29 protein-coding genes and 1 pseudogene are annotated in these 26623 nt (G+C 65.3%); 13 read left to right on the top strand and 17 right to left on the bottom strand.

All coding sequences use genetic code 11. The features are described 5' to 3' along the window. Positions 1–5: 5 nt before the first annotated feature. On the top strand, positions 6–434 hold the full coding sequence (locus WB785_RS11440) for a nitroreductase/quinone reductase family protein (protein ID WP_424079230.1): 429 nt from the start codon (positions 6–8) through the stop codon (positions 432–434). On the opposite strand, the gene WB785_RS11435 is transcribed toward WB785_RS11440, so the two are convergent. Genes WB785_RS11435 through WB785_RS11425 form a run of 3 tightly spaced genes read right to left on the bottom strand, consistent with a single transcriptional unit; the run spans position 431 to position 3484 of the window. Further along, entirely contained in the window at positions 431–1630 is a 1200-nt protein-coding gene (locus tag WB785_RS11435) for an acyl-CoA dehydrogenase family protein (protein WP_424079228.1), read from the bottom strand. The two genes, WB785_RS11440 and WB785_RS11435, sit on opposite strands and share 4 nt — an antisense overlap. A gap of 5 nt (positions 1631–1635) precedes the next feature. Next, positions 1636–2517 (bottom strand): acyl-CoA thioesterase, encoded by an 882-nt coding sequence (locus WB785_RS11430; protein WP_424079226.1) that lies wholly within the window; start codon positions 2515–2517, stop codon positions 1636–1638. A 46-nt stretch (positions 2518–2563) separates the two neighbouring features. Then, positions 2564–3484 carry an LLM class F420-dependent oxidoreductase gene (locus WB785_RS11425; protein WP_424079224.1) on the bottom strand — a complete coding sequence of 307 codons (921 nt, stop codon included), beginning with the start codon at positions 3482–3484 and terminating at the stop codon, positions 2564–2566. 128 nt (positions 3485–3612) lie between these two features. Here WB785_RS11425 and WB785_RS11420 point away from each other — a divergent pair, with 128 nt between their 5' ends. From WB785_RS11420 to WB785_RS11410, 3 genes are read left to right on the top strand one after another with little or no spacing between them, the layout of a single operon-like run. Further along, complete coding sequence (locus WB785_RS11420; protein WP_424079243.1) at positions 3613–4101, top strand: SRPBCC family protein; 489 nt, start codon at positions 3613–3615, stop codon at positions 4099–4101. Continuing rightward, on the top strand, positions 4085–4939 hold the full coding sequence (locus WB785_RS11415) for an SMP-30/gluconolactonase/LRE family protein (RefSeq protein ID WP_424079223.1): 855 nt from the start codon (positions 4085–4087) through the stop codon (positions 4937–4939). Before WB785_RS11420 ends, WB785_RS11415 begins: the two co-directional genes overlap by 17 nt. Positions 4940–4948: 9 nt before the next feature. After that, on the top strand, positions 4949–5764 hold the full coding sequence (locus WB785_RS11410; protein WP_424079222.1) for a thioesterase family protein: 816 nt from the start codon (positions 4949–4951) through the stop codon (positions 5762–5764). Here the strand turns inward: WB785_RS11410 and WB785_RS11405 are convergent. Then, positions 5761–6387: an SDR family NAD(P)-dependent oxidoreductase gene (locus WB785_RS11405; protein WP_424079220.1), complete on the bottom strand. Its 627-nt coding sequence runs from the start codon at positions 6385–6387 to the stop codon at positions 5761–5763. The genes WB785_RS11410 and WB785_RS11405 overlap by 4 nt on opposite strands. Positions 6388–6498: 111 nt before the next feature. Here WB785_RS11405 and WB785_RS11400 point away from each other — a divergent pair, with 111 nt between their 5' ends. Then, positions 6499–7035 (top strand): TetR/AcrR family transcriptional regulator, encoded by a 537-nt coding sequence (locus WB785_RS11400; RefSeq protein WP_424079218.1) that lies wholly within the window; start codon positions 6499–6501, stop codon positions 7033–7035. Here the strand turns inward: WB785_RS11400 and WB785_RS11395 are convergent. Next, on the bottom strand, positions 7032–8384 hold the full coding sequence (locus tag WB785_RS11395; RefSeq protein ID WP_424079217.1) for an FAD-binding oxidoreductase: 1353 nt from the start codon (positions 8382–8384) through the stop codon (positions 7032–7034). The genes WB785_RS11400 and WB785_RS11395 overlap by 4 nt on opposite strands. A gap of 55 nt (positions 8385–8439) precedes the next feature. Between WB785_RS11395 and WB785_RS11390 the strand changes: the two genes are divergently transcribed. Beyond that, entirely contained in the window at positions 8440–9336 is an 897-nt protein-coding gene (locus WB785_RS11390) for an alpha/beta hydrolase (RefSeq protein ID WP_424079215.1), read from the top strand. A 10-nt stretch (positions 9337–9346) separates the two neighbouring features. On the opposite strand, the gene WB785_RS11385 is transcribed toward WB785_RS11390, so the two are convergent. Then, positions 9347–10120 (bottom strand): SDR family oxidoreductase, encoded by a 774-nt coding sequence (locus WB785_RS11385; RefSeq protein ID WP_424079213.1) that lies wholly within the window; start codon positions 10118–10120, stop codon positions 9347–9349. Between the two features lie 107 nt (positions 10121–10227). On the opposite strand from WB785_RS11385, the gene WB785_RS11380 reads away from it, so the two are divergent. Together WB785_RS11380 and WB785_RS11375 are read left to right on the top strand one after the other, a co-directional pair. Then, on the top strand, positions 10228–10698 hold the full coding sequence (locus WB785_RS11380) for a GbsR/MarR family transcriptional regulator (protein ID WP_424079242.1): 471 nt from the start codon (positions 10228–10230) through the stop codon (positions 10696–10698). Then, positions 10695–11537, top strand: coding sequence for a class I SAM-dependent methyltransferase (locus tag WB785_RS11375; RefSeq protein ID WP_424079212.1), 843 nt, complete (start codon positions 10695–10697; stop codon positions 11535–11537). Before WB785_RS11380 ends, WB785_RS11375 begins: the two co-directional genes overlap by 4 nt. On the opposite strand, the gene WB785_RS11370 is transcribed toward WB785_RS11375, so the two are convergent. Beyond that, the gene (locus WB785_RS11370; protein WP_424079210.1) at positions 11497–12156 is read right to left on the bottom strand and encodes a TetR/AcrR family transcriptional regulator; all 660 of its coding nucleotides are present in this window, start codon (positions 12154–12156) and stop codon (positions 11497–11499) included. The genes WB785_RS11375 and WB785_RS11370 overlap by 41 nt on opposite strands. A 152-nt stretch (positions 12157–12308) precedes the next feature. On the opposite strand from WB785_RS11370, the gene WB785_RS11365 reads away from it, so the two are divergent. Beyond that, positions 12309–12434: a hypothetical protein gene (locus WB785_RS11365; RefSeq protein WP_424079209.1), complete on the top strand. Its 126-nt coding sequence runs from the start codon at positions 12309–12311 to the stop codon at positions 12432–12434. A gap of 9 nt (positions 12435–12443) precedes the next feature. Here the strand turns inward: WB785_RS11365 and WB785_RS11360 are convergent, their stop codons facing one another. The 3 genes from WB785_RS11360 to WB785_RS11350 are packed head-to-tail and all read right to left on the bottom strand — an operon-like array spanning position 12444 to position 15310. Continuing rightward, positions 12444–13868, bottom strand: a complete 1425-nt coding sequence (locus WB785_RS11360; protein WP_424079207.1) for an NAD(P)(+) transhydrogenase (Re/Si-specific) subunit beta — start codon at positions 13866–13868, stop codon at positions 12444–12446. Next, entirely contained in the window at positions 13865–14203 is a 339-nt protein-coding gene (locus WB785_RS11355; protein WP_424079240.1) for an NAD(P) transhydrogenase subunit alpha, read from the bottom strand. Before WB785_RS11355 ends, WB785_RS11360 begins: the two co-directional genes overlap by 4 nt. Positions 14204–14212: 9 nt before the next feature. Further along, on the bottom strand, positions 14213–15310 hold the full coding sequence (locus WB785_RS11350; protein WP_424079205.1) for a Re/Si-specific NAD(P)(+) transhydrogenase subunit alpha: 1098 nt from the start codon (positions 15308–15310) through the stop codon (positions 14213–14215). A gap of 155 nt (positions 15311–15465) precedes the next feature. Here WB785_RS11350 and WB785_RS11345 point away from each other — a divergent pair, with 155 nt between their 5' ends. Continuing rightward, positions 15466–16164: a sensor domain-containing protein gene (locus WB785_RS11345; protein ID WP_424079203.1), complete on the top strand. Its 699-nt coding sequence runs from the start codon at positions 15466–15468 to the stop codon at positions 16162–16164. A 10-nt stretch (positions 16165–16174) separates the two neighbouring features. On the opposite strand, the gene WB785_RS11340 is transcribed toward WB785_RS11345, so the two are convergent. Further along, the gene (locus tag WB785_RS11340; protein ID WP_424079202.1) at positions 16175–16636 is read right to left on the bottom strand and encodes a DUF1348 family protein; all 462 of its coding nucleotides are present in this window, start codon (positions 16634–16636) and stop codon (positions 16175–16177) included. 152 nt (positions 16637–16788) lie between these two features. Between WB785_RS11340 and WB785_RS11335 the strand changes: the two genes are divergently transcribed. The 3 genes from WB785_RS11335 to WB785_RS11325 all read left to right on the top strand — a co-directional run bounded on the left by WB785_RS11335 (position 16789) and on the right by WB785_RS11325 (position 20515). Further along, the gene (locus WB785_RS11335; RefSeq protein ID WP_424079238.1) at positions 16789–18000 is read left to right on the top strand and encodes an acyl-CoA dehydrogenase family protein; all 1212 of its coding nucleotides are present in this window, start codon (positions 16789–16791) and stop codon (positions 17998–18000) included. 1 nt (position 18001) lies between these two features. Next, entirely contained in the window at positions 18002–18823 is an 822-nt protein-coding gene (locus tag WB785_RS11330; RefSeq protein ID WP_424079200.1) for a tyrosine-protein phosphatase, read from the top strand. Positions 18824–18976: 153 nt separating this feature from the next. Further along, positions 18977–20515, top strand: coding sequence for a PE-PPE domain-containing protein (locus tag WB785_RS11325; protein WP_424079199.1), 1539 nt, complete (start codon positions 18977–18979; stop codon positions 20513–20515). Between the two features lie 26 nt (positions 20516–20541). Here WB785_RS11325 and WB785_RS11320 read toward each other — a convergent pair whose 3' ends face one another. From WB785_RS11320 to WB785_RS11295, 6 genes and pseudogenes are all read right to left on the bottom strand, one after another. Beyond that, entirely contained in the window at positions 20542–21510 is a 969-nt protein-coding gene (locus tag WB785_RS11320; protein ID WP_424079197.1) for an NADPH:quinone oxidoreductase family protein, read from the bottom strand. After that, the gene (locus WB785_RS11315) at positions 21507–22370 is read right to left on the bottom strand and encodes an SDR family oxidoreductase (protein ID WP_424079196.1); all 864 of its coding nucleotides are present in this window, start codon (positions 22368–22370) and stop codon (positions 21507–21509) included. The genes WB785_RS11320 and WB785_RS11315 overlap by 4 nt, the downstream gene beginning before the upstream one ends. Positions 22371–22426: 56 nt before the next feature. Beyond that, positions 22427–23863, bottom strand: a pseudogene (locus WB785_RS11310) (aldehyde dehydrogenase family protein); the annotation flags it as partial. A gap of 55 nt (positions 23864–23918) precedes the next feature. Continuing rightward, positions 23919–24845 carry an SAM-dependent methyltransferase gene (locus WB785_RS11305; protein WP_424079195.1) on the bottom strand — a complete coding sequence of 309 codons (927 nt, stop codon included), beginning with the start codon at positions 24843–24845 and terminating at the stop codon, positions 23919–23921. A gap of 17 nt (positions 24846–24862) precedes the next feature. Continuing rightward, complete coding sequence (locus tag WB785_RS11300) at positions 24863–25834, bottom strand: class I SAM-dependent methyltransferase (RefSeq protein ID WP_424079194.1); 972 nt, start codon at positions 25832–25834, stop codon at positions 24863–24865. A gap of 33 nt (positions 25835–25867) precedes the next feature. Beyond that, a partial coding sequence (locus WB785_RS11295) for an SAM-dependent methyltransferase (RefSeq protein WP_424079193.1) occupies positions 25868–26623 on the bottom strand: 756 nt, incomplete at its 5' end.

Here is a 26623-nt window from a genome sequence, read left to right as displayed (position 1 = left end):
ATGCCATGACGAACACCCACGACGCCAAAACGCTGCGGAAGTTCCGCAGAGAACGTGCTGTCGGACGCTATCTACTCAACCCGGCCGTGAGAGGGCTGAGCAGACTAGGGCTGCGCATCGCCCTGGCCAGCGAATTGGAAACCATCGGGCGCAAGACCGGCCAGATACGCCGCGTTCCGGTATCCGCTCAATTCGATGACACAGGGGCGTGGGTCATCTGCCAGCATGGCGACCGCTCAGGCTGGGGCCGAAACATCAAGGACAACCCGAATATCCGTGTGCGACAGGGGAATCGGTGGCGCACTGGAGTAGCGGCACTTCGGCCCGATGACGATGTTGTCGCACGAGCTCGCAAGTTCGGGCGGTTAGGCGCCAAAGTCGTGAAGGCGCTGGAGACCACCCCCGTGTCTGTGCGTATCGACTTCACCGACTAGTTGTGGCGCCTGGAGGACATCGGCGGCGAATAATTCGGACGCCCGAGCCCCAGCTCGTGTTGCGCGATCATGTTGCGGAACACCTCGAGGGTGCCACCGTAGATACCGGTCGGTGAGGCCAGCCGAAAAATGTATTCGGCTCCGCCGTTGTCGGCGGCTCCGGTGGTGTCGATCGGCAGCGCCGACGCGGTGCCCAGCAGGTCCATCAGCTCCGGCGCGACGTCACGCATGGTTTGCGCATTTGCCACTCGGCCGAACATGCCCGGGGTGCTCAGCGCTGCCTCGGTGCGAGCGATGCTGCGGCCCAACCGATATGCCACCGACGTGTCGTCGAGCCGACGACGACCATCGGCGCCCCGCTGCGCGACCAACGCCGCAATCTGGTCGATCGCCTCGGCCATCAGCGTGACATGTTCGCTCATCACCGCGATCGTTTGCAATCCGTCGGCGCCACGTTCTGCGGTCCCGTGCTCAACGTCGAGCGCCGCCCGCAGCACCGCCCAGCCGCCGTTGACCTCACCGATTCGGTATTTGTCGTCCACCCGTACGTCGCTGTAGTAGACGATGTTGGTCCGGTCGCCGTCGATGGTGCGGATGGGCTGGATCTCGACGCCCGGCGAGTCCAGCGGTACCAGGAACATCGTCAGGTTCTTGTGTTTCGGTGCGTCGGGATCCGAATTGGTCAGCAAGAAAACGTATTTGGCGTTATGAGCGTTGGAGGTAAACATTTTGGAGCCGTTGATAACCCAGCCAGCGCCGTCGCGAACGGCGCGGGTCTTACAAGTCGCCACATCGGAGCCGCCCTCGGGCTCGGTGTAACCCAAACACAGCCGGATGTGCCCGGATAGCACCCCGGGCACCACCTCGTCGGCGAGCTCGGCGGCCCCGAACTGCTGCACGGTCCGCGCCACCATGGCGGTGGTGCCCCAGTGGAACCACGGCGTGTGCGCCCGGCCGATCTCCAAGTCCCAGATCCGCCGGCGCAGCACGTTGAAGCCGCCCTCGGATTCGTCCTTCCAGTCGGCGGCCAGATAGCCCTCGGCGCCCAGCGCCAGGTGCACACCCTCGTCGAAATTCTCTCCGGTCTCCCGGTCTCGTCGGCGCACTTCGTCGGTGACGTGGACGTTCAGAAACCCCCGCAACCGATCGCGGAATTCCGTGTCCTCCGTGGACAGTTCGACGCTCGCGAAATCCATGACTGCTAAAGCCGCGCCTGAGTTTTGATTGCGGTGTCGCTGGTGCGCAGTGGGCGGATCAGCGCTTCCTGCGCGAACGAGGCGATCAGCTCACCCTCTTGGGTGTGCACCGCCCCGCGGACATACGACATGCCTGCGCCAACCTGAGTGCTCTCGTGGGTGTAGAGCAACCAGCCCAACCACGACACCGGCTCGTGGAAGCCGACCGTGATCGTCATCGGCGCGGTGGATACCGTGACATGCGACTGGCTGGTGCCGATGCCCTTGTGCGCCCGCATCGTGGTCGAGATGCCCAAATGCCCGGTGAAATATGCGACCAGCGCCTTGGCCAAATCGTCGCGGGTCGGAATGGGGTCGTAGTGCAGCCAGGCGTACAGCTCGGGGGGCCCGACTTCGTCCGGGCTGTTGACATCCACCACGTCGACCAGCCGCAGTTCCCGCCCGGCCATCGGCATCGGCGACACATTGGCGTCGGCTGGCGCGGTCACCTCGGGGCGGGGCAAGTGATGGCGAATCACATCTTCTGACGGGACGTCGGCGAGCGCGGTCACGGTGATGCAGCGGCGGTCGTTCTGCTTGACAAAAACCACCGCGGTCGCGGTGGAACGGCCTTCATGCACGACGTCGAATTCGAATTCGACTGGCGGTCCAACCATTACGGCGCGGGAGAACACCGCATGCACCGACCGCACCGACTTGTCCGGAAACCGTTTGGCGACGGCGACGATCACCTGGGCGACCACCTGGGTGCCTTCGACCACCTGCCGTTCGTCCGCGCCGGCGATCCCCGTTTCAGCGATGAAGCGGTCGGGCCCGTCGGCGCGTGCGTCGAACAACTCGAGAAGGCCCGCGACTGACCAGTGCGTCTGCTCAGATTCCGTCGTCACCTAGCGAGCGTGACATTTTCACCGAACCTTGTAAAGCCCGCCCGTCTCAGCTCGCGTCGATCACCAGGGCTGCGAACCGCTCGATGGTTTCGGTCACGTGCGCCACGCTGTCGCCGGGCAACCCCACTTGCAGCCAGGTGACACCGAGCGCGGCCAGCTTCTCCATTCCGGTCAGGTAGGCGTCCGCATTGAAGTCGTCGTCTGCTGGATTCCCGCCCTCGAAATTGCTGAATACCACGTCGAACTTCGACCAGTCCCGGCCCGCGTCGTCGACGCGGCGGCGCAGGTCGGCGATGCCGTCGGCCAGGCCTTGCACCGAGTCGAGGGTTGCGGTGCGGGCAGTCTGTGCCAGCACGGCCGGCGCCGGAAACGGACACCAGCCGTCGCCCTTTTGCGCCACCCGGCGACGCGCGGCCCCGGTGTTTCCGCCGACCCAGATCGGCGGGTACGGGTCGCTTACCGGTCGGGGATGGGCGGTGATCCCGTGCGCGGTGAAGTGCTTGCCCTCGAAGGTGACGTCATCGCTGGTCCAGATTGCCCGGATCACGTCGAGGGCTTCATCGAACAGCTCGGCCCGTTGGTCGTAGTCGACGCCGAGGGCGGCGAACTCCCGTTTGAGATACCCGACTCCGACCGCAAGCGTGAATCGGCCGCCGGAAAGCAGATCCAGCGACGCACCAGACTTGGCCACCACGAACGGGTTTCGGTACGGCAGCACGACGATGTTGGGAATCAGCCGCAGTGTGGTGGTCCGGGCCGCGGCGAACGCCATCGCCACAAATGGGTCCAGCGCATCGTGCCCGCCGGCTTCCAGCCAACGCTGCGTCGGCGCGGGGTGGTCGGTGAACCCGAAGCCGTGGAATCCGGCGGCTTCGGCGGCTTTGGCGACCGCGGCGATGCCGGCGCCGCTGACCAGTTCCGGGTTGTACGGGTGGCGGTGCATCGGGTGGGTAATGGTGAAATGCATCTGCCGCTTTCCTTAGCTGAGCGCCGACGATATCCCTGCAAAATTACTGCGTGACACTTATACGATAATCTGTAAAGTCAGCCGGGTGGGCGCCTGGTCGGATTTCCAGCAACATGGAGGCGAAACAGTTGGGCATCGTGACCACGAGTTCGGAAACCGCCTTCGCACGACCGCCCGAAATCATCTATGACTTCGTCACGAATCCCGCGAACTGGACAAAGACGTATCCGGGCAGCGCGCACATCACCAACCTGCCCGACGAACTGCCATTGAAGGTCGGCGACACCTGGCAAGAGTCGGGCTCTGACGGCGACCGAATCTTCACCTGGCATCTGGCGATCGCGATGCGGCCGAAATTGTGGGTGTTCAATTCCGTTGGGCGGCTCGGCCATGACGGCCACGGCAACGGCGGTATGGAGGGCCGGATCACGGTCCAATACCAGTTCACCCGACCGGGCCAGGAGATCACGCTGTTTAGCCGCACGATGACGATCGAGGCCTACAAACACGCGCCGCTACCGGACGCCCTGTTTCAGGAAGTCAACCCCGCCAAGATCGACGCCTACCACGCGGCGATCGCACGAGAATTGGATGCGCACGATGACGGCAACCACTGAGGGCACCGCCGGGCTGAAGCCGCTGGCCACCGGCTTCTGCTTCGGTGAAGGCCCGCGCTGGTTCGAGGGGCTGCTGTGGTTCTCCGACATGCTGGGCGAGGCGGTACACACCGCCGACGCCAGCGGCTCCCTGACCACGCTGGCGCTGCCCGGGCAAAGCCCGTCGGGGCTGGGATTTCGGCCCGACGGCTCACTGCTGATCGTGTCTACTGAAAAGCGGCAGCTGCTCGGCTACGACGGCGAAACGGTGGTCACGATCGCCGATCTGAGCGATGCCGCACCGGCTGACCTCGGCGACATGGTGGTCGACCACGTTGGACGCGCCTACATCGGGTCGCAGGCCTTCGAGGGCGGCGTCATCTTGCGAGTTGATCCCGACAACAGCGTGCGGGTGGTTGCGCAGGATCTGGACTTCCCGAACGGAATGGCCATCACGGCCGATCACACGACCTTGATCGTCGCGGAGTCGATCGGCCGGCGACTGACCGCGTTCACTATCGGCGCCGACGGCGACCTGGCCGACCGACGAGTCTTCGCCGATGGTCTTGACGGCCCGCCCGACGGCATCAGCCTCGACGCCGGCGGTGGCGTGTGGACGTCGATGACGCTGGCGCACCAATTCGAGCGCATCGAAGCCGGCGGCGGCGGCAAAGGACGAGTGACCCATCGCATCGACATCGGCGACCGCGTCGCGATCGCCTGCATGCTCGGCGGGCCCGCGCGGCGCACGTTGTTCATGCTGTCGAGTACCGACGCCTATCCGAAACGGTTGATAGGTACCAGGCTCTCTCGGCTGGACGCGGTGATCGTGGATACTCCTGGCGCCGGCCTGCCCTGAAAGGTAACGATGACCGATTCCTACTACGAGTTGCTCGATGGCGCCGATCCGCTAGGCGAAAAGTTCTGTGCCACAGACTTAGTGAGGAGTACGTGGTCGGCGGCGCTGCAGCATGCCGCGCCGGTGTCGGCCCTTCTGGTGCGCGCCCTGGAGCGATGCGCTGCACGCGACGACACCCGGCTGTCCCGGGTCGCCATCGATTTGTTGGGGCCGGTGCCGGCCGAAGGCGACTTGTGGATTCGCTCCCAAGTCGAGCGTCCAGGCAAACAGATCGAATTGATCAGCGCCGAGATGTTGGCGTTGGGCCCCGATGGTCAGCCGCGGCCGACGGCCCGCGCCAGCGGATGGCGGCTGCAACAGCTGGACACCGCCGATTTAGTGCACGCGGCGGCACCGTTGCCGCGTCCGCGCAGCGAAGGCCGCAGCCGCAATCTCGAAAAGGATTGGGACCGCAACTATGTGCACAGCCTCGACTGGCGGTGGCTGACCCAACCTCTCAACGATGGTCCGGGCGAATCCTGGATCAAGCCGACAGTCAACCTGGTCAACGGCGAGACGATGACGCCGTTGGAGCGGCTGTTTGCGGTCGCCGACTGCGCCAACGGCATCGGCTCAAAGCTGGACATCACCAAGTGGACGTTCCTGAATAACGATCTCGTCGTGCATGTGCACCGAATTCCCGACGGCGACTGGGTCGGCATCCGGGCGGAAACCAATTACGGACCCGACGGCGTCGGCACGACGGTCGGCACCCTGTTCGACGAAACCGGAGCCGTCGGCAGCATCCAGCAGTCGGTCTTGGTGCGCCGACGGCCCAAGCGCTAATCCGTCAGCACTGAGATCGACGCCGCGGCCACCGGCGCAATGATGTCGACGACACGCAGGTGCATCCGGGGTGATCCAAGCACGGTGGCGATCAAACATGCGACGTCGCCGGGTGGCATGGGCCCGCCTGCGGTCGACCTAACGATCGACGCCCGCACACCGGTGCCGACGAACTCGGCCTCCAGGCCGGCGACCCAGGTCTCCAGCATGCGAGGGGCCCTGGGGGTGGACGGACCGATCAACTCCGGGCTGATCAGCACCACGTCACCGCATCCGCGATCGATCATCGGCGGAATGACTTGTGCCGCAAAGTGTTGCGCCCCCACCCACGAGCCATCGGCCATACCCGCGGCACTGACCAGCACGTCGACCGTACCGATCAGGTAGTCAGCGGATTTGACGAATCGATCGACCGACGGCGGATCGGCGAGGTCCAGGTGGGCGGTGAAGGCCGCCGCGCCGTCGGACCGAAGGGCGGCCGCGAACGGCTCGCAGATGTCGAGCCGGCGGGTTCCCATCAACACCAAGTCCCCGCCGGCGGCCAACCGCGCCGCAGTCGCCAGTGCGACCGGCGATGAGGCTTCGGTGATGACTATCGCTCTAGCTGCCCCGGATTGGCTCACGACAATCGCCGATCAGCTGCGATGCGCTGCGCCCCAGCTAAGATTTGGTGGTCAGCTATCAGTGACACGAAAACAGCGTGACACTTCGGGGTATTTTTGTAAAGTTGGGGCATGGAGCAGACGTCGACCATCGAAGGCGACACCACCACACAGCAGCGGATCCTAGCGGCCACTGCTGAGGTGCTCGGCCGCAACGGCAAACGCAAACTCAGCCTGTCCGACGTCGCTGTGCAGGCAAAGGTCTCTAGGCCAACGCTCTACCGGTGGTTCGCCTCGAAAGAGGAGTTGCTCTCGGCGTTCTCCAAGTACGAGCGGCTGACATTCGAGAGCGGTATGAGCCGGGCGACGGCCGGCCTCAAAGGCGCCGACAAGCTCGATGCGGCACTGCGGTTCATCGTCGAGTACCAGCATTCCTACACAGGTGTGCGCATGGTCGATATCGAGCCCGAGCATGTCATCAGCCAGTTCTCCAACGTGATCCCGCAAATGCGGGATGGTCTGCAGCGCCTGATACCCGGTCCCAACGCCGCGGTCAAGGCAGCCACCGCGATCCGAGTAGCGTTTTCGCACTACATGATCCGCAGCGACGACGCCGACCAGTTCCTGGCCCAACTGCGTCACGCGGTGGGCATCAAAGGGCCCGACTAGTCGAACAACACCGCGGGGTTGAGGTAGCCGGTCGGGTCGAAAGCCGTCTTCAGTGTCCGCATTGCCGCGATGTCGGCGACCTCACGTGACATGCCGACGTACTTGCGCTTACGGCTACCGACTCCGTGTTCAGAGCTGACGTTGCCGCCGCACGCCGCGATCAGGTCCATCATCGCCGCGTACAGGTCGCTTTCCTGCTCTACGCCGCAGCGCAGCACGTTGAGATGCAGGTTGCCCTCTCCGATGTGCCCGAACAGCACGCCGATGGCGTCGGGCGCACGGCGGCGCAGCAACCCGTCCGCTTCGCGGGCGAACCCAGCGACCGCCGCAAGAGGCAGGGACACATCGAACTTCACCGGCGGCCCGTAGACGCCGAGCACCTCGGCTACCGATTCCCGCACCCGCCACAACCTTTGTTGCGCAACCAGATCGACGCCTACCGCCGGGTCTCCGAATGTCCGCACTCCCATCAGCGCGTCGGCAAGGCGCTCGGTTTGGTCGTAATCGGATGCCAGTTCCACCAACAGCAACCAGTCACCGCGCACCGGCGCCGCCACCCCCAGATGCTCGTCGGTCAGCGCGGCGGCTCGGCCGTCGATCAGTTCCAGGGCGGCGATGCCGTCCAACTCGCGAAACAACCGGCCCGCGTCGACCAGCGCGTCGAGGTCCTCGAAGCCGCACACTGCCGTCACTCGATACGGCGGATTCGGGTGCAGCCGCAGATCAAGCGCGGTGATCACACCCAGCGTTCCTTCGGCGCCAACGAACAACGACGGCAGGTCATAGCCGGTGTTGTCGGCCCGCACACGGGAGTGCCGTCGCAGCACCGACCCGTCGGGCAAGGCGACGTCCAGGCCGACGACCTGGTCGCCCATGTTGCCGTAACGCACGGTGCGCAGTCCGCCGGCATTGGTCGAGGCCATCCCTCCGACTGTGGCGGTATCGCGTGCTGCCAGGTCCACACCGAACAGGAGACCGGCCGCCGTCGCAGCGCGTTGTACCACGCCCAAGGCGGCCCCCGCTCCGACTTCCACGCGGCGTTCCAGCATGTCGACATCGCTTATGCCGCAAAGCCGTTCGGTCGACAACAACAGGTCGTCGTGCTCGGGCACGGTGCCGGCCACCAAGGAAGTGCGACCACCCTGAATGGTGACGTGTGTCCCGGCGTCCCGGCACAGCCGCAGCACCTCGGCAACTTCGTCCGCCGAACCCGGACGCACCAACGCGCTCGCCCGCCCGCGATAGCGGCCGGTGTGGTCGACGCTGCGGCCCGCCAGCACATCGGGGTCGGTGCTGACGTGACTCGGCCCGACCACCGATGACACAGCACTCAGCACGCTCGGAGCCATGGCCACGGTTTATCGGTGTATCACACGGCCAGCGCGTGATGCAGGATAGGTAGCCGTGAGCGCACAGCGTGAGGATGTTTGGTTCAACTCGGGTGCCGACCGGATCAGCGCGTGGCTGTATCGGCCGGGAAGCAACGGCTCGGAAGTGGGGGCACCGCTGCTGGTGATGGCCCACGGGCTGGGTGCGGTTCGCACCATGCGGCTGGACGCATACGCCGAACGCTTTTGCGCGGCCGGCTACGGCTGTCTAGTGTTCGACTACCGCAACTTCGGCGACAGCGAGGGTGCGCCGCGTCAACTACTCGACATCAGGATGCAATTGCAGGACTGGACGGTTGCGGTGGCCTACGCTCGGACGCTACCCGGAATCGATCCCAATCGAATTGGCTTGTGGGGCACGTCTTTTAGCGGTGGTCATGTCATTGCAACGGCGGCGCGGTTGCCCGGCATCGCGGCGGTCATCTCGCAATGCCCGTTCACCGACAGCATCGCCTCGCTAAGCACGTTGAGCCCGCTGATCAGCACACGCATCACCACGTTGGCGGTACGCGACCTGATCACAGCCCGGCTCGGCGGGTCGCCGGTGATGGTGCCGACCGCGGGCAACCCGGGCGAGGTCGCGCTGATGAACGCGCCCGACGCTTACCCCGGCTTTTTGAAGCTAGTGCCGGACGGCCAGCCGCTCCGAAACGAGGTCGCCGCCCGGATCGGGGTGAAAATTCTGCCCTACCGTCCAGGTCGGCTCGCAGCGAAAGTGCCCTGCCCGATCCTGTTCTGTGTGTGCGAATCCGATTCGGTCGCACCGTCGGGACCGACCCGTCGCTACGCGGCGACGGCGCCACGCGGTCAGATCAAGCTCTATCCCGAGGGGCATTTCGAGATTTATGTCGGCGACGCATTCGAGCGGGTGATCGCCGATCAGCTCGACTTCCTCGAGAAGAATCTGAAATGACTGCCTAGCCCTAACGGATGACGCTGATGCCGCCGTCTACCGGGATCACCGCACCGGTGATGTAGGTACTGGCGCGGCTGGCGAGAAAGACCGAGATGCCCGCGATGTCGTCGGGTTGGCCGACGCGGCCCAACGGCAGGTGGGCGCCCACCACGTCTGGCCCCGCCCGCAGCAACTCCTTGGTCATCCGGGACGGGAAGAGCCCGGGCGCAATCGCGTTGACCAGAATCCGCGGCGCCAGCTCGCCGGCCAGATGTTGAGTCAGCATGTGCACAGCGGCCTTGCTCGCGCTGTAGGAGAAGTTGTCCCGGCCGCGTCCCGGCGGGACGATTCCGTCGATGCTGCCGGTGTTGATGACGCGCGCCGGGTCGTCGTCGGTCGCAGCCGCCGTCAGCATCGGCACCAGGGCACGGGTCAGCAGGAACACGCCTTTGACGTTGACGTCGAGAACCTTGTCGAAGCCCGATTCGGGAAACTCGCCGAACGGCGCCCCCCACGCCGCTCCGGCGTTGTTGAACAGCGCGTGGATCGCGTCCTCCCGCTCGGCGAGATCGGCGACCAGCGCCTGAACGCCGTCGACGGTGCCGAGATCGGCGGGAATCGCCTGCACGGGTCCGTGAACTGACAACTCGGCGACGGCGGCGTCGAGTTCGGCCTTTTTGCGGCTCGACAGATACACCGTCGCGCCCGCCTGCAGCAGTCCGCGCGCCATCATCATGCCGATGCCCCGGCCACCTCCGGTGACCACGGCGACCTTCCCGTCGAGGCGAAACATGTCAGTCATGGCCACCAGTCTGGATGTTGGCGCATCGGAGGCATCCAGCGGGACTCGCTGCCGCTAGATTTAGTACGTTCAGTTCATACTGAACGTTATGTACAATCCAGAATGTGATGTCTCCCGACGAAGCCGAGTTCGTTGACCGCATGGGTTTGTTCTTCGAGACGATCGGCGCGACCCGGACGATGGGCCGCCTCTACGGCTGGCTGATGATCTGCGACCCGCCGCAGCAGTCGTTGAGCGAGTTGGCGACCGCCCTGTCGGTGAGCAAAGCCTCCGTCAGCACGGTGGCGCGCCAGCTACAAGAGGGCGGCATGATCGAGCGGTTGCCGTCGGCCACCCGCCAGCACCGTTACCGCATCACGCCCGGCGGCTTCACCCATGTCCTCAACGTGCAACTGACCTTGATGGGGTCGGGCATCCTTGCCGCCGACTTCGGCCTGCAGCTGCTCGGCGACGACAAAGCCGAACAGCGCGAGCGACTCCAGGACTTCCGGGACTTTTGCGAATTTTCTGCGAGCGACTACCGCGACGAGTTGACGCGTCGCTGGGAGCAATTTCGGACGGAGAGGAGATCACAATGACGGACCAGTCCAGCAAGCTCGACTTCTCCGGCGTGCGCTGGGGCTCGGTGGAATGGACCAACCTGTGCACGCTGTATTTGCGCGCCTACGAAAGCCGGTTGGAGCGGCCGGTTCTCGGCGACCGGGCCGCCTCCGAGGCGGTCGACCGGATCGACTACGACTTCGCCCGAATGCACCGGACTGCGCAGCCGTGGGCCAACCAGTTCCTGGTTGCGTTGCGCGCCAAGCAACTCGATATTTGGGCCGGCGATTTCTTGCGTCGCAATCCCGATGCGGTCGTCCTGCATCTGGGCTGTGGGCTAGACAGTCGCGCGTTTCGGCTCGACGTGCCGTCGGGGGTGTCCTGGTTCGACGTCGACGTGCCCGGCGTCATCGCGCTACGGCGACAGCTCTACACCGACCGCACCGGCTACACGATGATCGGGGCGTCCGTCACCGAACCCGGCTGGCTGGATCAGATCCCGACCGGCCGTCCCGCGTTGATCGTTGCCGAGGGCCTGCTGATGTACCTCGACGAGAACGAAATTCGCGATCTGTTGCAACGGCTGACCGATCGCTTCGGCACCGGCGAGCTGCTGGCCGACCTGCTTTCACCATGGGGCCCGCGGTTCTCCAATTCGCCGCTGCTCTCCAAGGCTTCCACGTCGGGAATCACCAAATGGGGCACCAGAGATGGCCACGAACTGCCCGAGTGGATTCCACGACTGCAGCTGGCCGAGACAACAATGTTCCTCGACGCCGCGAGGATCCCGCTGAAGCCGCAACGGGCGCTCTACCGAATCCTGGCGGCTGTTCCTTTTATGAGGAACTACGACCGGCTGTATCGATTTCGGTTTTGACCCCGAGCGGCGACTCCACCCGGATCGACTCGTCGCGGATCAGGCCTCGCAGCAATGCAGTGCTGAACTCGGCGGCGATTTCCTTGGCGCTGCGGCGGCCGCTCGGCCGCAGCCAGCGGTAGGCGCCCAGCGTCATCCCGATGTAGCCGAGCGCCAGGACGTGGGAGTCGCATGGATAGAACTCGCCGCTGGCGATACCGCGGTCGATCAGCCCATGCACGTGCTCATAGACCTGGGTTTCCTTCTCGCGGATGGAGGCGACCTGCTCCTCGGTGAACCACTCGGTGATGTAGGGCTGCTCCTGGAAGTACACGGCGGCCCGCTCGGGGTTGGCCGCGATCCCGGTGAGCAGGCGGACGGTGTATTGGTAGAGCGCTTCGCGCGCGGTCCACGAGGGGTCGTCATGAACGGCGGCCAGCGTGCCCTCGGCGGCCTGACGGTAGATGTCGAAGAGGATCAGCGACTTGCTGGCGTAGTAGTGGTAGACAGTGGCCTTGTTCAGCCCGACCACGTCGGCGACGTCGTCCATCCGGGTGCCGTGGTAGCCGCGGCCGGCGAACAGTTTGGTGGCAACAGTCAGCAACTCCTCGCGGCGGGAGAGGCCGTTCTCGGATGGCATGTCTACTCGCTATCGGCAGGCCGGGGTTGCCCGGGCGTCAATCAACTAGTTGGATAGTCTAGGCAAGGCGGTTGTCCACTGTTGCGCATTGCCCCGTCGGACTAGACTGCTGCGTGAGCGGAACGACCGAGCGAAATCGAGAGGGTGGGTAGATGGATCCGGATCCGAGCTACGACTTTTCTGACGAACTCGAGTTCTACTTCAAGTACCTGCCGTGGGGCCTGCGTGGTGTCGTCGACGGTAACGGCTACCCGCCACAGGCATACCCGCCGGTTTAACCAGCGCCGCTAGAGCGCCTTGAGTTCCTCCGCGACTGCGGTCACCGATTTCTTCGCGTCGCCAAACAGCATCGTGGTGCCCTCACCGTAGAACAGCGGGTTGTCGATACCCGCGAATCCGGAGTTCATCGACCGCTTGAGCACAATCACTGACTTAGCCTTGTCCACGTTGAGGATCGGCATGCCATAGATCGGGCTTGAGGCATCGTTGCGGGCCGCCGGGTTGGTGACGTCGTTGGCGCCGATGACGATCGCGACGTCGGTGCGGCCGAACTCGTCGTTGATGTCGTCCATGTCTTTCATCGCGTCGTAGTCGACTTCGGCTTCGGCCAGCAACACGTTCATGTGGCCCGGCATCCGGCCGGCGACGGGATGGATCGCGTACTTGACCGCGACGCCCTTGTCCTCCAGCAGCGCCGCCATGTCCTTGACGGCGTGCTGCGCCTGCGCGACCGCCAAGCCGTAGCCGGGCACCACGATCACCTGGTTGGCGTAGGCCATCTGAATCGCCGCATCGGCAGCCGAAGTTGACTTGACGTGTTTGTCGCCGCCGCCGTCGCCGCTGGGGGCTACACCGCCGCCGCCAAACCCGCCGGCGACGATCGCCGGGATCGAGCGGTTCATCGCCTTGGCCATCAGGTTGGTCAGGATCGAACCGGAGGCGCCGACGATCATCCCAGCGACGATCATCGCGGTGTTGTTCAGCGCCAATCCGGCGGCCGCGGCCGACAGCCCGGTCATCGCGTTGAGTAGTGAGATCACCACGGGCATGTCGGCGCCGCCGATCGGCAGCACCACCATCAGGCCCAGCACACCCGCGGCGGCAAGCAGGCCGATCATCCACCACAGCGGCGCCCCGCCGGTAGAAGGATGCGCGTGTAGCCCGATGACGATCGCGGAAGCGACGGCGGCGGCCAGCAGCAGCAGGTTGATCGGTTGCTGCAACTTCCCAAAGCCGATCGGCGATCCGGAGATGATCTCTTGCAGCTTGCCGAACGCGATAATCGATCCCCAGAACGAGATCGAGCCGATGACCGCGGCGAACAATGACGCCACCACGATGTGCGCGGTTGGCGACTCACCGTGCTGGAACGCTGAAAAGCCGTCCGTCTCAATGAATTCCGCGAGCGCAATCAGCGCGACGGTGCCGCCGCCGACGCCATTGAAGAACGCCACCAGCTGCGGCATGGCGGTCATCTTGGTGTAGCGGGCCGGCGGGACGCCGAGCACGACACCCACCACCAGGCCGGCGATGATCAGTGCCCATTGGTCGGTGTGCCGGATCTTGATCAGCGTCGCCGTCACGGCGAGCGCCATTCCGACCGCGGCGATCAAGTTGCCACGCACCGCGGTCTTGGGCCCGGTCAGGCCCATCAATCCGTAGATAAAGAGCGCGAAGGAGATGACGTAGAGACCGATTACCAAGTAGTTCATTTGGCGGCCGGCGCTTCCGTTTTCTCGGCCTTGGCTTGCGGCACAGGCTTTTTCCCTTTGAACATGCCAAGCATCCGGTCGGTGACGATGAAACCGCCGATGACGTTCAGCGTTCCGAACACCACCGCGACGAACAAGATGATCTGCACTGCCAGCGACGGATGCTCCACCTCGCCGAACACCACCAGCGCGCCGAGAACCACGATGCCGTGGATGGCGTTGGTGCCCGACATCAGCGGCGTGTGCAGCGTGTTGGGCACCTTGGAAATCACCGCGAACCCGACGAATCCGGAGAGCACCAGGATCGCCAGGTTGGACAGAAGCTCGTCATACATCCCGTGCATTTAGGAATCCCCTCCAGTCGACCGAGTCACGCACGACTCCGCGATGACTTCGTCGTCAAAGTCCGGGGCCAGCTTGCCGTCGGTGATCAGCAGATCCAGCAGCGCCGTGATGTTTTTGCTGTACAGCTCGCTGGCGTGCTCGGGCATAGTCGCGGGCAGGTTCAGCGGCGAAGCGATCGTGACGTCGTGTTTGACCACCGTCTGTCCGGGTTCGGTGAGCTCGCAGTTGCCACCGGTCTCGCCGGCCAGGTCCACCACCACGCTGCCGGGCTTCATCGCCTCGACTGCGCCGGCAGTCACCAGGCGCGGCGCGGCGCGACCGGGGACCAGCGCGGTCGTGATCACAATGTCGAATCCGCTGATCGCGTCTTCCAGCGCCTTCTGCTGTTGCGCCCGTTCGTCCTCGGTGAGCTCTCGGGCGTACCCACCCTCACCGGCGGCCTCGATGCCGATATCCAGCCACTGCGCCCCCACCGACCGCACCTGGTCGGCAACCTCGGGGCGCACGTCGTACCCGGTGGTACGCGCGCCCAGTCGCTTCGCCGTCGCCAGCGCCTGCAGCCCGGCCACCCCGACGCCCAACACCAGCACGGTGGCCGGCTTCACTGTGCCTGCGGCGGTCGTCAGCATCGGGAAGAACCGCGTCGACTCCGAGGCCGCGAGCAGCACGGCCTTGTAGCCGGCGACGTTGGCCTGCGACGACAGCGCGTCCATGACCTGCGCACGCGATATCCGGGGGATCGCCTCGAGCGCGAACGCCTGCACGCCGGCATGGGTCAGGGCGCCGATCGAATTGTCGGCGTCGCGGGGTGCGAGGAACCCGATCAGCGTCTGGCCGCGGCGCAGCCGGGCGACCTCGTCGGCGGTGGGCGGTGCGACCTTGACGACGATGTCAGCGGCCCAGGCATCACCGATGCTGGCGCCCGCCTCGGTATAAAGGTCGTCGGGAAGCAGCGCGCCTTCGCCCGCCCCCGACTCCACCACGACGGCGACACCGCTTTTAACCAGCGGCCCGACCGCCTTCGGCACCAGCGCAACCCGTCGCTCGTCGGTCCCGGACTCGGCGACCACCCCCACCGTCGTCTGCGTATCTGTCATGGCCCTGTACGTCTAGCCTTCCCTGCCATTTTTGACCGGCCCTGGCCTGGCCGCGCCCCGCCGAGCCTAGCGGGTAGCAACCGGAGCGCGGCGTGGCCGTCGGGTCTGAGATTTGATGAAGTCGACACCACCGCCGGTTGACTAACGTTTGTCGGGTGTCGACGGGCAGATCGCGCGCACTGGCGTTGCTGCTGGTGCCGTGCGTTGCCTTGACCGGCTGCAGCCGCGTCGTCTCGGGCGATGCGCGCAGCGCTCCCCGCGCTGGCGGCGCGAGCGGGCCTATCCAGCCGTCGCAGCTTGACCAGTTGCTCACGCCGTCGTCGTCGCTGTCTGTTCTGCCGGGAACGCCGCTGGCCGAGACCGACATGCAGTCGTCGTTGTTCATCGGCGCCGACCCGGCCGACTGTCACGGAGTGGTCGCGTTCGGCCGCTACCCGCTCTTCCCGACGAACTACACGGGCCGGGAAGCACGGACACAGACCGATGGCGGCCGAGCCAACGAGCACCAGCTGCTCGAGGCCTCGGCCAGCTACCCGAGTGATTTCAGCGCATCGGCGTTTCTCGATTCGGTTCGCAAAAAAGTCGACGCCTGCCAGCGGCCGGTCCAAGTGTGGGGGGACGATCAGAAGAGATTCACCGTCAACCCGGCGCCGCTCATTTCCGACTCGCCCAACATCGCGCACTGGTCGACCAGCCTGGCGGGCGACCAGTGGATCTGCGAGTACTCGGTGATCGCGCTGGCGAATGTGATCTCCGAAGTGGCCACCTGCTCTGCGAATCGGTCCATCGACAATGGGGCCGTCGCCGCCGGCCGGTTGAAGAAGATCCAGGAGCTGCTCAACTCAACGGGCTGACTCCTGCGAGTCACCAAAGCGGGAAGTCTTGGCCGTGCTCCTCCTGCGAACGAGGGCCGAAGTAGCGTCGCTGCGATTCGTCGATCGGTACGTCGTTGATGCTGGCTTCGCGCCGGGCCATCAGCCCCGCTGGGGTGAACTCCCACAATTCGTTGCCATAGCTGCGCCACCACTGCCCGGCATCGTCGCGGCATTCGTACTGAAACCGGACAGCGATCCGGTTGTCGCGGAAGTCCCACAGGCCCTTGCGCAGCACGTAGTCGTGCTCGCGTTGCCATTTCCGGGTCAGAAACGCCACGATCGCGTCCCGGCCGACGACGTGCTCGCTGCGGTTTCGCCATTGCGAGTCGACGGTGTAGGCCTTGCTGACCTGCTCGGGGTCGCGGGTATTCCAGGCGTCCTCGGCGGCCTGAACCTTCTGGATCGCGGTCTCTCGGGTGAACGGCGGGAACGGGGGTCGGGATTGGCTCATGCGATCCATCGTGCGCCGCGGCGAGCAGTTCGCCGACACTAAAGTCACGCACACCCGCCGCGGCGGGTCGGGTGCGTGATTTCAGTGTCGCGACGGCGACCTGAAACGACGCTTCTCGACACGTGTCCTATCGTGACGGCATGGACTTCGCGATGTCGGCCAAAGCCAGCGACTACCACAAACGGCTGTCCGAGTTCATCGTCGAGCACGTCTTTCCGGCCGAGGCCGAGTACGACCGCTACCGACGCGAGGCCGGCCCGAACGACCACACCGTTCCGCCGATCATCGAGGAACTGAAGACCAAGGCCAAAGCGGCCGGCCTGTGGAACCTGTTCCTGCCGGCCGAATCGGGCCTGACGAACTTGGATTACGCCCCGCTGGCCGAGCTGACGGGCTGGAGTCTGGAGATCGCACCCGAGGCAATCAACTGTGCGGCGCCGGACACCGGCAACATGGAGACCCTGCACCTGTTCGCCACCGAGGAGCAGCGCAAGCAGTGGCTCGAGCCGCTGCTGAACGGCGAGATCCGCAGCGGCTTTTCGATGACCGAGCCCGCGGTCGCCAGCAGCGATGCCCGCAACATTGAAACCTCGATCGTGCGCGACGGCAGCGACTACGTGATCAACGGCCGCAAATGGTGGACCTCGGGCGCGGCCGATCCGCGCTGCAAGATCCTGATCGTGATGGGCCGCACCAATCCTGAGGCGGCAAGCCACCAGCAGCAGTCAATGGTTCTGGTGCCGATCGATACGCCGGGCGTCACGGTAGTCCGCTCGACATCCGTCTTCGGTTACCAAGACCAGCCCGGGCACTGCGAAATCATCTACGACAACGTCCGGGTACCGGTCACCAACCTGCTCGGCGAAGAAGGTGGCGGCTTCGCGATCGCCCAGGCGCGGCTGGGACCGGGTCGCATCCACCATTGCATGCGCGCCCTCGGCGGAGCCGAACGCGCGCTGGCTCTGATGGTGCACCGGGCGAACACCCGGATCGCGTTTGGCCGCCCACTGGCCGACCAAGGTTTGGTGCAGCAGGCAATTGCCAAGTCCCGCAATGAGATAGATCAAGCCAGGCTTCTCTGCGAGAAGGCGGCCTGGACCATCGACCAACACGGCAACAAGGCTGCGCATCTACTGGTGTCACAGATCAAGGCGGTAGCGCCGCAGATGGCTTGCGACGTCATCGACCGCGCCATCCAGGTGCACGGCGCCGCCGGCGTCAGCGAGGATACGGCGCTGGCCCGGCTGTACGCCTGGCAGCGCGCGATGCGCATCTTCGACGGGCCCGACGAGGTGCATATGCGATCCATCGCGCGCGCCGAGATCGGCCGGGAGAAAAGCGCTTTCGCTGCGGCGGTCACCTGACATGACCTTCAGCGTGCGGGAGCTGCAGGGGGCCTGGAACTTTCGCGATGTGGCGGATAGCACCGGCGCCCTGCGTCCGGGTCGGCTGTTTCGTTCCGGCGAGCTCAGCGATCTCGGCGACGACGGCCGCGACGAGTTACACCGGTTAGGCATAACCGATGTCGCCGATTTGCGTTCACGCCGTGAGGTAGAGCGCCATGGGCCGGGCCGGGTGCCCGACGGCGTGCAGATACACCTACTGCCCATCCCCGATCTCGGGCCCGAGGAACTCAACCCGGACGGCGACGCACCTCACGAGCATGCGTTTCGACGGCTGCTGGAAGACAAGGCCGACGACGAACCCGTCAGCGAGGCGTCCAGCCGCTACATGATCGATGAGTACAGCCGGTTTCCCACCTACAACGGCGCGCAGCCGGCACTGCATCGCGTGGTCAGCTTGCTGGCCGATGGGCGCTCGGTGCTCACCCACTGTTTCGCCGGCAAGGACCGCACCGGCTTCACGGTCGCGCTGGTATTAGAGGCCGCGGGCGTCGAGCGCGACGCGATCATGGCCGACTTCCTGGGCAGCAACCGAGCGGTTCCCCAACTGCGTGACCGGATCTTGGAAGCAGTCAGACAGCGATCGGACGTCGAAGTGACGCCGGAGTTAATGGCGTTCACCGAGGCGCGGTTGTCTGACGAAGTCCTTGGTGTACGCGAGGAATACCTGGATACAGCGCGCCGCACCATCGATGAGAACTTCGGCTCGCTCGACGGATACTTGCGCAGCGCCGAGATCACCGAGGCCGATGTGGCCCGGCTGCGTGAAGCGCTGCTGGGTTAGCGCCAAAGCGATGCCACCCCTGCTCTCAGGGGGAGCCATCTTCTGCCGCACCTGAGTTTTGCGGAAGGAAAACCTGTGGATTTCTTAGACATTCGGTGTCAAGGGGAGTAGAACATACGTTGAATATCTGCGCCAAAGCCCCGGGAGGCCGCCATGTCAGACCGCAAGCTTCGTTGGCTGGGTTTAGGGCTGGTGGCAACCGCCGGTGCCGGTTTCCTCGGGCTGGGCGCGATGATGAATGCCGCGTCCGCCCACGCCGACGACATCGGCCTGGTGATGGGCGGCAGCGAACTGCCCATCCCCGGCCCGCAGTACGTAGCAGCCGCTGACGAGCTCTACCTGAGCAGGTTCTACCCCGACCTGACCTTCTACCAAGCCACGCCGGCTAACCCCTTCGGGAACGGGTTGTTCACGCCGGAAGGGCTATACCCCTTGTTCTCCGGCGGCGTGCATCAGCTTTATCTGAACTCTCCCCAGGACGCCGATGGCAATCCGGCCCTCAGCACGTCGGTCGGCCAGGGCGCCGCCATCGTGCAAAGCACGGTCCTCAGCGACGAGGCGAACGGCGACGCCTCAACGGTGTTCGGCTACTCGCAAAGTTCCACGGTGGCCACCTTCGCGATGAAGTTGTTGGACCCGGCCGGCACGCCCCAGACCGGACCGCTTGACCCCCAATTCCTGTTGATCGCTGACCCCAGTAATCCCAACGGCGGGCTGCTCGAGCGCTTCAACGGCTTCGAAACGCTAACCGGCCACTCCGTAGTCGATCCGCTGAACCTGCCGAGTCTGGGTTTGGCGTTCGACGGCGCAACGCCGTCCGACGATTTCGCGACCAACATCTATACGTTGGAATATGACGGCTTCGCCGACTTCCCGCGCTACCCGCTGAACTTCCTCTCCGACGTGAACGCCTTCTTGGGGATCCAAGAGCTGCACGGCACCTATCTCAACGGCGGCGTCGATGGAAGTGGCCCGACCCCTACAGACATCGCTGACGCAAAGCTGTTGCCGGGCTCCGCATTGGCCGGCAACACCGACAGCCTGACGAACTACTACATGATTGACACGCTTGACGGGCACGCCGTCACTGCGCCCCTGGTGGGTCTGCTGCCGACACCGTTGCAAGAATTGCTGGGACCCGACCTGACGTACCTGATCAACCTCGGCTACGGCGACGGCACCCTGGGCTACTCGGACACGCCGGCGGATGTGGCCACCCCGTTCGGCCTGTTCCCGAACGTCAGCGTGTCGACGGTGCTCAGCACACTGGCCACCGACACCCAGCAGGGCATCCAGAACTTGATGACCAACACGGACCCCTACTCGGCGGCTGCGGAGCCGGCGACCGCATCCGGCCAAAGCTTCACGGATCTGTTGTCGGCATTGTCGGCTGATGCCGCGAATCCGGCAGCGTCATTCACCGACTTCGTCAACGCACTTTCGAGTGCGGCCTCGACGCTGTATTCCACCTTGCTGCCAACGGCAGACATCGCGAATGCGTTGTTGACCAGCTTCCCGGCCTGGGACACCTCGGTTTTCACCGATGCTTTGAGCACCGGTGACCTGACGGACGCACTTGGTTTGCCGATCGCGGCTACCGCCGCCATAAGCACGCTGGCAGCCGGTTTCGAATTCGAAATCCTCTCGACCGCGTTCAGTCAGGCTGCCGCCGACTTCTCGGGTCTGTTCTAGGAACGGCCGCGTCACCTAGCCGGCGGCTATGGCTCCAACACGAGCTTGCCGAACACACCCCCGTCGGCCAGGGCCTGCAGTGCGGCTCGTCCTTCCGATAGCGGATAGCGCTGCGGCGGAGGCGGTTTCAAACCCAACGACACCAACTGGCCCAGACCCCACGCGAACAACGCCGCCGAGCCGGGCACCTGATGCAAATACTCGCCCCAGGCGACACCGAGCACACCGACATTGCGCAACAGCAGCCGGTTGACCTTCACGGTGGGAATCGCACCCGCGGCAAACCCGATGACCAGCAGCTTGCCGTCGACCGCCAGTACCCGGATGGCTTCGTCGAAAGCGGGCCCGCCAATCGGGTCGACCACGATGTCAACACCCCGGCCATCGGTATGCTCCCGCACCGCCTGAGCCCAGCCGTCGGTCAATGGCAGCACCACGTCGGCGCCCAGCGATTCCACGAAATCCGTTGCGCCCGAGCGATGCACCACCGCGATGACCTTGCTGGCGCCCATCGCGCGGGCCACCTGGATCGCCGCGGTGCCCACCCCGCCTGCTGACCCGAGCACCAGCACACTGTCACCCTGGCGCATCGCGGCGCGACGAGCCAGCGCGAAGTACATGGTGTTGTAGTTCACCAGCAGCGACACTGCTTCGGCGTCGTCGAGTTCGGCCGGACTGCGAGTGACGTTGGCCAGCGGCACAATCACCTGTTCGGCGTAACCGCCGAGCACGCCGAACGCCGAGACCCGATCCCCCACTTTGAATTCCGAGTCTTCCGGGGCCCAGTGCACGATCCCGGCAGCCTCCATACCGGGAATGAACGGCGGCGGCAGCTTGAGCTGGTACTCACCCTTGCTCAACAGCAGGTCCGGAAAGCACACCCCGGCGGCCCGGACATCGACGATCAGCGTGTCGCCGTTACCGGCGACGTCGTCCACATCGGTGTAGACGAGACCATCGGGGCCTGAAAGCTCCTGTACTACACAGGCTCTCACCGGATGGAGAAGTTGGCCTGCTTAGCGGCGGACAAGTCGTCGATCTCGCCCCAGTGTGAGGCGATGTCGTCCACCGACGGCGGCGCTTTGAAAGTGACGCCCTCGTTCTGGAACAGCGCGGTGCGCTGCACCTTGCCGCCGCCGACGATGAAGATCGAACCGGTGTCGGGCACTTCCTCGGTGCACAAGTACGCCACCACCGGCGCCACGAAGTCCGGTGTGAGGTTCTTCAACACCTCGGGCGGAAGGATGTCCTCGGTCATCCGGGTGGCCGCGATCGGCGCCAGCGCGTTGGCCTTGATGTTGTACTTGGCGCCCTCTTGGGCCAGCGTGTTGATCATGCCGACCAAGCCCAGCTTGGCTGCGCCGTAATTGGCCTGACCGAAGTTGCCGAACAGCCCGCTGGTGGAAGTGGCGACGACGACGCGACCGTAGCTCTGCTCGCGGAAATGCGGCCACGCGGCACGGACGACGTTGTAGCCGCCGTAGAGATGCACCTTGAGCACGGAATCCCAGTTCTCGAAAGACATCTTGTGGAATGTGCCGTCGCGCAGGATGCCGGCGTTGCTCACCACGCCGTCGACCTTGCCGAACTCATCAAGAGCGGTCTTGATGATGTTCTCCGCGCCCTCGGACTCGGCCACGCTGTCGTAGTTGGCCACCGCCCGTCCCCCGGCGTCCTTGATCTCCTTGACGACCTCGTCGGCCATGTTGTGTCCGGCGCCGGTACCGTCGCGGGCGCCACCGAGGTCGTTGACCACGACGCTCGCGCCTTCCTTGGCGAGGGTGAGCGCGTATTCACGGCCCAAGCCACCGCCGGCTCCCGTGACGACGACAACGCGATCCTGCACTCCGGGCATTACATTCCTATCTCTCGATCATCAGTGACCAACGAATTCAAGCGGGCCGGCAAGCGCTAGAACAACCGGCGCGCCAACTTCCACGCCTTCTCTGTATACGGCGGGTAGATCATCGCGGATAAGTCGGGTCGGGTCGGCTTGGTCAACACCGACTTGCGGTGGCTGAACTCGTCGAAGCCGAACTTGCCGTGGTAGGCGCCCATGCCCGATGCGCCGACGCCGCCGAACGGCAGCTTGGCCGTCGACACCTGGAAGGCCAGGTGGTTGACCAACATCCCGCCCGCGGGCACCTCCTCGATCACCCGTTCCCGCACCGCGCGCGTCTTGGTGAACAGGTACGCCGACAGCGGCTTGGGCCGCGAGTTGACGAAACGTATAGCATCGTCGAGAGATTGGACGGAAATCACCGGCAGGATGGGACCGAAGATCTCGTTGCTCATCAGCGGCTCGTCGGGATCGGGGTCGACGACGACGGTCGGTTCCAGACGCAGAGTCGAGGCGTCGGAGTTGCCGCCCAACGCGATCTTGCCCTTCGTGGCGGCAAGGTATTCGGTCAGTCGATCGAACTGGCGTTGGTTGACGATGCGCAGTCCGGTCTTGTCCTCGGACCGGAACTTCGTGATGGCCTCACCGATCTTGCCGACGAGTTGATCGCGGATCGTCGCATCGGCCAGCACGTAGTCCGGTGCCACGCACGTCTGCCCGGCGTTGAGCAATTTGATCCAGGCGATCCGCTTGGCCGCGACGTCTACGTCGGCATCCGCGGCCACGATGACCGGGCTCTTGCCGCCGAGCTCGAGGGTGACCGGCGTCAGGTGCGGCGCCGCGCCCTCGTAGACCTTGCGGCCGATCTCGGTGCCGCCGGTGAACAGCACCCGGTCGAAGCCCTGCGCGATCAGCTCCTGGCTGACCGCGCCGTCGCCCTCAACTACCGCGATCGCGTCGTTGTCCAGGTAGCGGGGAACCAGCTCGGCCATCAGCGCCGCCGATGCCGAAGCGATCTCGGATGGCTTGAGCACCACGGCATTTCCCGCGGCGATCGCCCCTACCGCCGGGCCGAGTGTCAGGTAGAACGGGTAGTTCCAGGCACCGATGATGAGCACGGTCCCATACGGCTCGTACTGGATCCAGCCCCGGCCGGGCAGCTGCGCACGCTCGAGCAAACGGTATTTGCGGCGCATCCATTTCTTGACGTTTTTGGCGGCATACCGGGCCTCGTTGGCGGTGCCCGCGGAGTCAGCCAGCCACGCCTCGAACGGGCTGCGGTCCAGATCCTTTGCCAGCGCCTCGGCGATCGCTGGCTCGTTCTCCACCATCATCTTCTCCAGCGCGTGGAGCTGAGCTTGTCGCCACTGCACGCTGCGGGTTTTGCCGCTGGCGAATGTCTGCCGTAGTCGAGCGACAATTTTCGGGATATCGGATGGGGGCGCGCCGTTTGCGGTGGTTTCGGTGGTTTCGGTGGTCTTGATGGTCACGGGGATCCCTTCCTCGACCGGGGGAACCCAATCCTAATCAACCACCCGGTTGGGCAACAGGCAGCGTAGGAGCCTAGGGCTTTTCGGCGGAGATCCAAACGGCCCGGAAGGTCGCTGCCACGCTCGGATCTTCCGGCAGTGGCCGACCGACCTGGGTGAGGTAGTCGCGACCAGTCATCGACTCGACGTGCCAGGCGTGGGTGCCGAACCAGGCCGCCGGATCGCAGCGGTCGTCTTCGGTGTACCACAGGTCGCCGGGGTCGAAGACGTTCTCGTCGCCCAGCCGCCGGCGCAGTTCTTCGGCTCTGACCCGGCGTTTCTCGTAGGCCTCGCGGGCCGCGTCGTCCACGGTGAAATCCTCGATGCAGACCCGGCTGCCCGGTGCGCTGAGCGCGTCGATGTCGGTAAACAGCCGGTCCTCGGCCTCACCCGGCAAGAACATCAGCAGGCCTTCGGCCAACCACGCGGTCGGCTGCGTGGGGTCGAAGCCTGTGTCGCGCAACGTTTTCGGCCAATCGAACCGCAAATCGGCCGGCACCTCGCGGCGGTCGGCCGACGGCGTCGCGCCGTGAGATGCCAGCGTCGCGGCTTTGTACTCCAGCACCTTGGGCTGGTCGATCTCGTACACCACGGTGCCTGCGGGCCAGTCCAGCCGGTAGGCCCGCGAGTCCAAGCCGGACGCCAGGATCACGTGCTGACGGATGCCGGCTGCTGCCGCTGCGGTGAAGTACGCGTCGAAGAAGTGTGTGCGCGCGGCCTGATAGTTGACCATGTGCGCACGGATAGCGGCCTGCTCGGGATCGGCCGTATAGGTCGTGGCCATCTTCGCCGTTAGCTCGGCGAGTTCCGGGCCGTCGATCAGCATCTGCGCGAACTCGTCGCGGATCAGCGGCTGATCGCTGGCCGTCTCGACGGCGCGGGCCGAAGCCACCATGACGGCGGTCGCCCCGACGCTGGTCGCGATGTCCCAGGTGTCGTCGTCGGTGCGACTTGTGCTCATGCTGATTGCCCGCCTCCTCAGCTGCCCGTTCCGGCCCGCATCGTCACCGGGCGTGCCCGCTCCGCGGTCACGAATTGCGCGAAGGCGTCCCGGTCGTCGCCCATCGGCACGCCCTCCACCCAACGGTCCAGCCGGCGCATCTCGTCTCCGGAGTTCTGCGCGGTCGCGTGCCAGCCGTGGTTGTTAAGCCAGTCGACGACGACCGCGCGGTCTTCGTCGTGGTAGATCAGGTCCTGAATGTCGACGGTCCGCTCAATGCCGAGCTCATCGGCGACCCGCTGAAGCCGGTCGCGCATCTCTTGGCGCCGCTCGTCGGCGTGGTTGGCGGCGGTTTCCGCCGCAATCCGGCTGCCGGGCGCGCTCAACTCGGTGATCTGGGTGAACAGCCGGTCCTGGGCGTCGGCGGGCAGATACATCAGCAGACCTTCGGCCAGCCAGGCCGTCGGCGCTGCCTGGTCGAAGCCCGCACCGATAAGGGCGCCCGGCCAGTCCTGACGTAGGTCGATTGGCACCTCGTGGCGGTCGGCCGACGGCAACGCGCCGTTGGCCGCCAGCGTGGCCGACTTGTAGGCCAGCACCTTGGGCTGGTCGATTTCGTACACCGTTGTGCCGGCCGGCCAGTCCAGCCGGTAGGCCCGCGAGTCCAGCCCCGACGCCAAGATCACCACCTGGCGGATGCCGGCGGCCACCGCCCCGGCGAAGTGGGCGTCGAAGAAATGCGTCCGCACGGCCTGGTAGCTGCGCATGTGTTGGAAAACCGCGGCCGCCTCCGGATCGATCGCCTCCACCTTGTCGAGGAGGGAGCCGTCGAGCATGTTTTCCCACACACCGGTGCCGGCCTCGCTGACCAACAGCTTGGCGTAGGGATCGCGGATCAGTGGATCGGGGCGATCGGTTTCGGCGGCTCGCGCGGCCGCCACCATCACCGCCGTGGTGCCGACGCTGGTGGCGATGTCCCAGGTGTCGTCGTGGGTGCGCAACGTGCTCATCGTCTTTCCGCCTCCTGCAAATACGTCAGGTGATCAATCGGCTGCGGCCAGCTGGGCGCGCAACAGCCTGGTGGTGAACGTCTCTTCGGCCAGGTCCGCCGGTATCGGTCGACCGAGCCGGGCCATTTCGTCGATGTTGCTTACGGCGCGCACCTGCCACCCGTGCGCGGTCAGCCATTCGGCGGCATCCGCTCGGTCGCTCTCCTGGTAGGTCAGCGTCTCGACGTTGATGTCCAGACCGAGGCGTTCGCGCATCCGCTCGAAGCGGACCCGCCGCGCCGCCCGGCGCCGCTCGGGATCGGCCGAACCAAGGCTGAACGCCTCCACGGCCACCTGGCTGCGGGGTGCGCTCAGTTCGGTCAGCATCTCGAACAGCCGGTCCTGAGCTTCGGCAGGCAGGTAGGGCAGCAGTCCCTCCGCCAGCCATGCGGTCGGTTGAGTTCGATCGAAACCCGCGACGGATAGCGCCGCCGGCCAGTCGTCACGCAAATCCACCGGCACGGTGTGCCGGGCGGCCTTGGGGGCGGCATCCGCCGACGCCAAAGTGGCCGTCTTGTACTCCACCACCTGTGGCTGATCGATCTCGTAGACCGTGGTACCTGCCGGCCAATCCAGCCGGTAGGCCCGCGAGTCCAGCCCCGCGGCCAGGATCACGACCTGCCTGATTCCAGCAGCAGCGACGGCGTCGGCGAAGTAGTTGTCGAAGAAGTGCGTGCGTACCGCTTGGTAGTCACAGGCCAACCGGTGGGCTCGTCGTCCGTGCTCGTCGTCGTCCAGCCACTCCAGCCC

This window comes from Mycobacterium sp. (assembly GCF_049585075.1).
Taxonomy (GTDB): Bacteria; Actinomycetota; Actinomycetes; order Mycobacteriales; family Mycobacteriaceae; genus Mycobacterium.
The sequence above is the reverse complement of the archived record's forward strand: the minus strand, read 5'-3'. Positions and strand labels throughout refer to the sequence as shown.

What these genes read in the sequence shown, in the direction of transcription:
- WB785_RS11340 (WP_424079202.1), bottom strand. Translation starts at nt 16,636, where the DNA reads ATGAGCCAATCCCGACCCCCGTTCCCGCCGTTCACCCGAGAGACCGCG.
- WB785_RS11410 (WP_424079222.1), top strand. Translation starts at nt 4,949, where the DNA reads ATGACCGATTCCTACTACGAGTTGCTCGATGGCGCCGATCCGCTAGGC.
- WB785_RS11425 (WP_424079224.1), bottom strand. Translation starts at nt 3,484, where the DNA reads ATGCATTTCACCATTACCCACCCGATGCACCGCCACCCGTACAACCCG.
- WB785_RS11360 (WP_424079207.1), bottom strand. Translation starts at nt 13,868, where the DNA reads ATGAACTACTTGGTAATCGGTCTCTACGTCATCTCCTTCGCGCTCTTT.
- WB785_RS11305 (WP_424079195.1), bottom strand. Translation starts at nt 24,845, where the DNA reads ATGAGCACAAGTCGCACCGACGACGACACCTGGGACATCGCGACCAGC.
- WB785_RS11435 (WP_424079228.1), bottom strand. Translation starts at nt 1,630, where the DNA reads ATGGATTTCGCGAGCGTCGAACTGTCCACGGAGGACACGGAATTCCGC.
- WB785_RS11350 (WP_424079205.1), bottom strand. Translation starts at nt 15,310, where the DNA reads ATGACAGATACGCAGACGACGGTGGGGGTGGTCGCCGAGTCCGGGACC.
- WB785_RS11355 (WP_424079240.1), bottom strand. Translation starts at nt 14,203, where the DNA reads ATGTATGACGAGCTTCTGTCCAACCTGGCGATCCTGGTGCTCTCCGGA.
- WB785_RS11370 (WP_424079210.1), bottom strand. Translation starts at nt 12,156, where the DNA reads ATGCCATCCGAGAACGGCCTCTCCCGCCGCGAGGAGTTGCTGACTGTT.
- WB785_RS11300 (WP_424079194.1), bottom strand. Translation starts at nt 25,834, where the DNA reads ATGAGCACGTTGCGCACCCACGACGACACCTGGGACATCGCCACCAGC.
- WB785_RS11315 (WP_424079196.1), bottom strand. Translation starts at nt 22,370, where the DNA reads ATGCCCGGAGTGCAGGATCGCGTTGTCGTCGTCACGGGAGCCGGCGGT.
- WB785_RS11395 (WP_424079217.1), bottom strand. Translation starts at nt 8,384, where the DNA reads ATGGCTCCGAGCGTGCTGAGTGCTGTGTCATCGGTGGTCGGGCCGAGT.
- WB785_RS11415 (WP_424079223.1), top strand. Translation starts at nt 4,085, where the DNA reads ATGACGGCAACCACTGAGGGCACCGCCGGGCTGAAGCCGCTGGCCACC.
- WB785_RS11380 (WP_424079242.1), top strand. Translation starts at nt 10,228, where the DNA reads ATGTCTCCCGACGAAGCCGAGTTCGTTGACCGCATGGGTTTGTTCTTC.
- WB785_RS11375 (WP_424079212.1), top strand. Translation starts at nt 10,695, where the DNA reads ATGACGGACCAGTCCAGCAAGCTCGACTTCTCCGGCGTGCGCTGGGGC.
- WB785_RS11330 (WP_424079200.1), top strand. Translation starts at nt 18,002, where the DNA reads ATGACCTTCAGCGTGCGGGAGCTGCAGGGGGCCTGGAACTTTCGCGAT.
- WB785_RS11440 (WP_424079230.1), top strand. Translation starts at nt 6, where the DNA reads ATGACGAACACCCACGACGCCAAAACGCTGCGGAAGTTCCGCAGAGAA.
- WB785_RS11400 (WP_424079218.1), top strand. Translation starts at nt 6,499, where the DNA reads ATGGAGCAGACGTCGACCATCGAAGGCGACACCACCACACAGCAGCGG.
- WB785_RS11325 (WP_424079199.1), top strand. Translation starts at nt 18,977, where the DNA reads ATGTCAGACCGCAAGCTTCGTTGGCTGGGTTTAGGGCTGGTGGCAACC.
- WB785_RS11335 (WP_424079238.1), top strand. Translation starts at nt 16,789, where the DNA reads ATGTCGGCCAAAGCCAGCGACTACCACAAACGGCTGTCCGAGTTCATC.
- WB785_RS11385 (WP_424079213.1), bottom strand. Translation starts at nt 10,120, where the DNA reads ATGACTGACATGTTTCGCCTCGACGGGAAGGTCGCCGTGGTCACCGGA.
- WB785_RS11365 (WP_424079209.1), top strand. Translation starts at nt 12,309, where the DNA reads ATGGATCCGGATCCGAGCTACGACTTTTCTGACGAACTCGAGTTCTAC.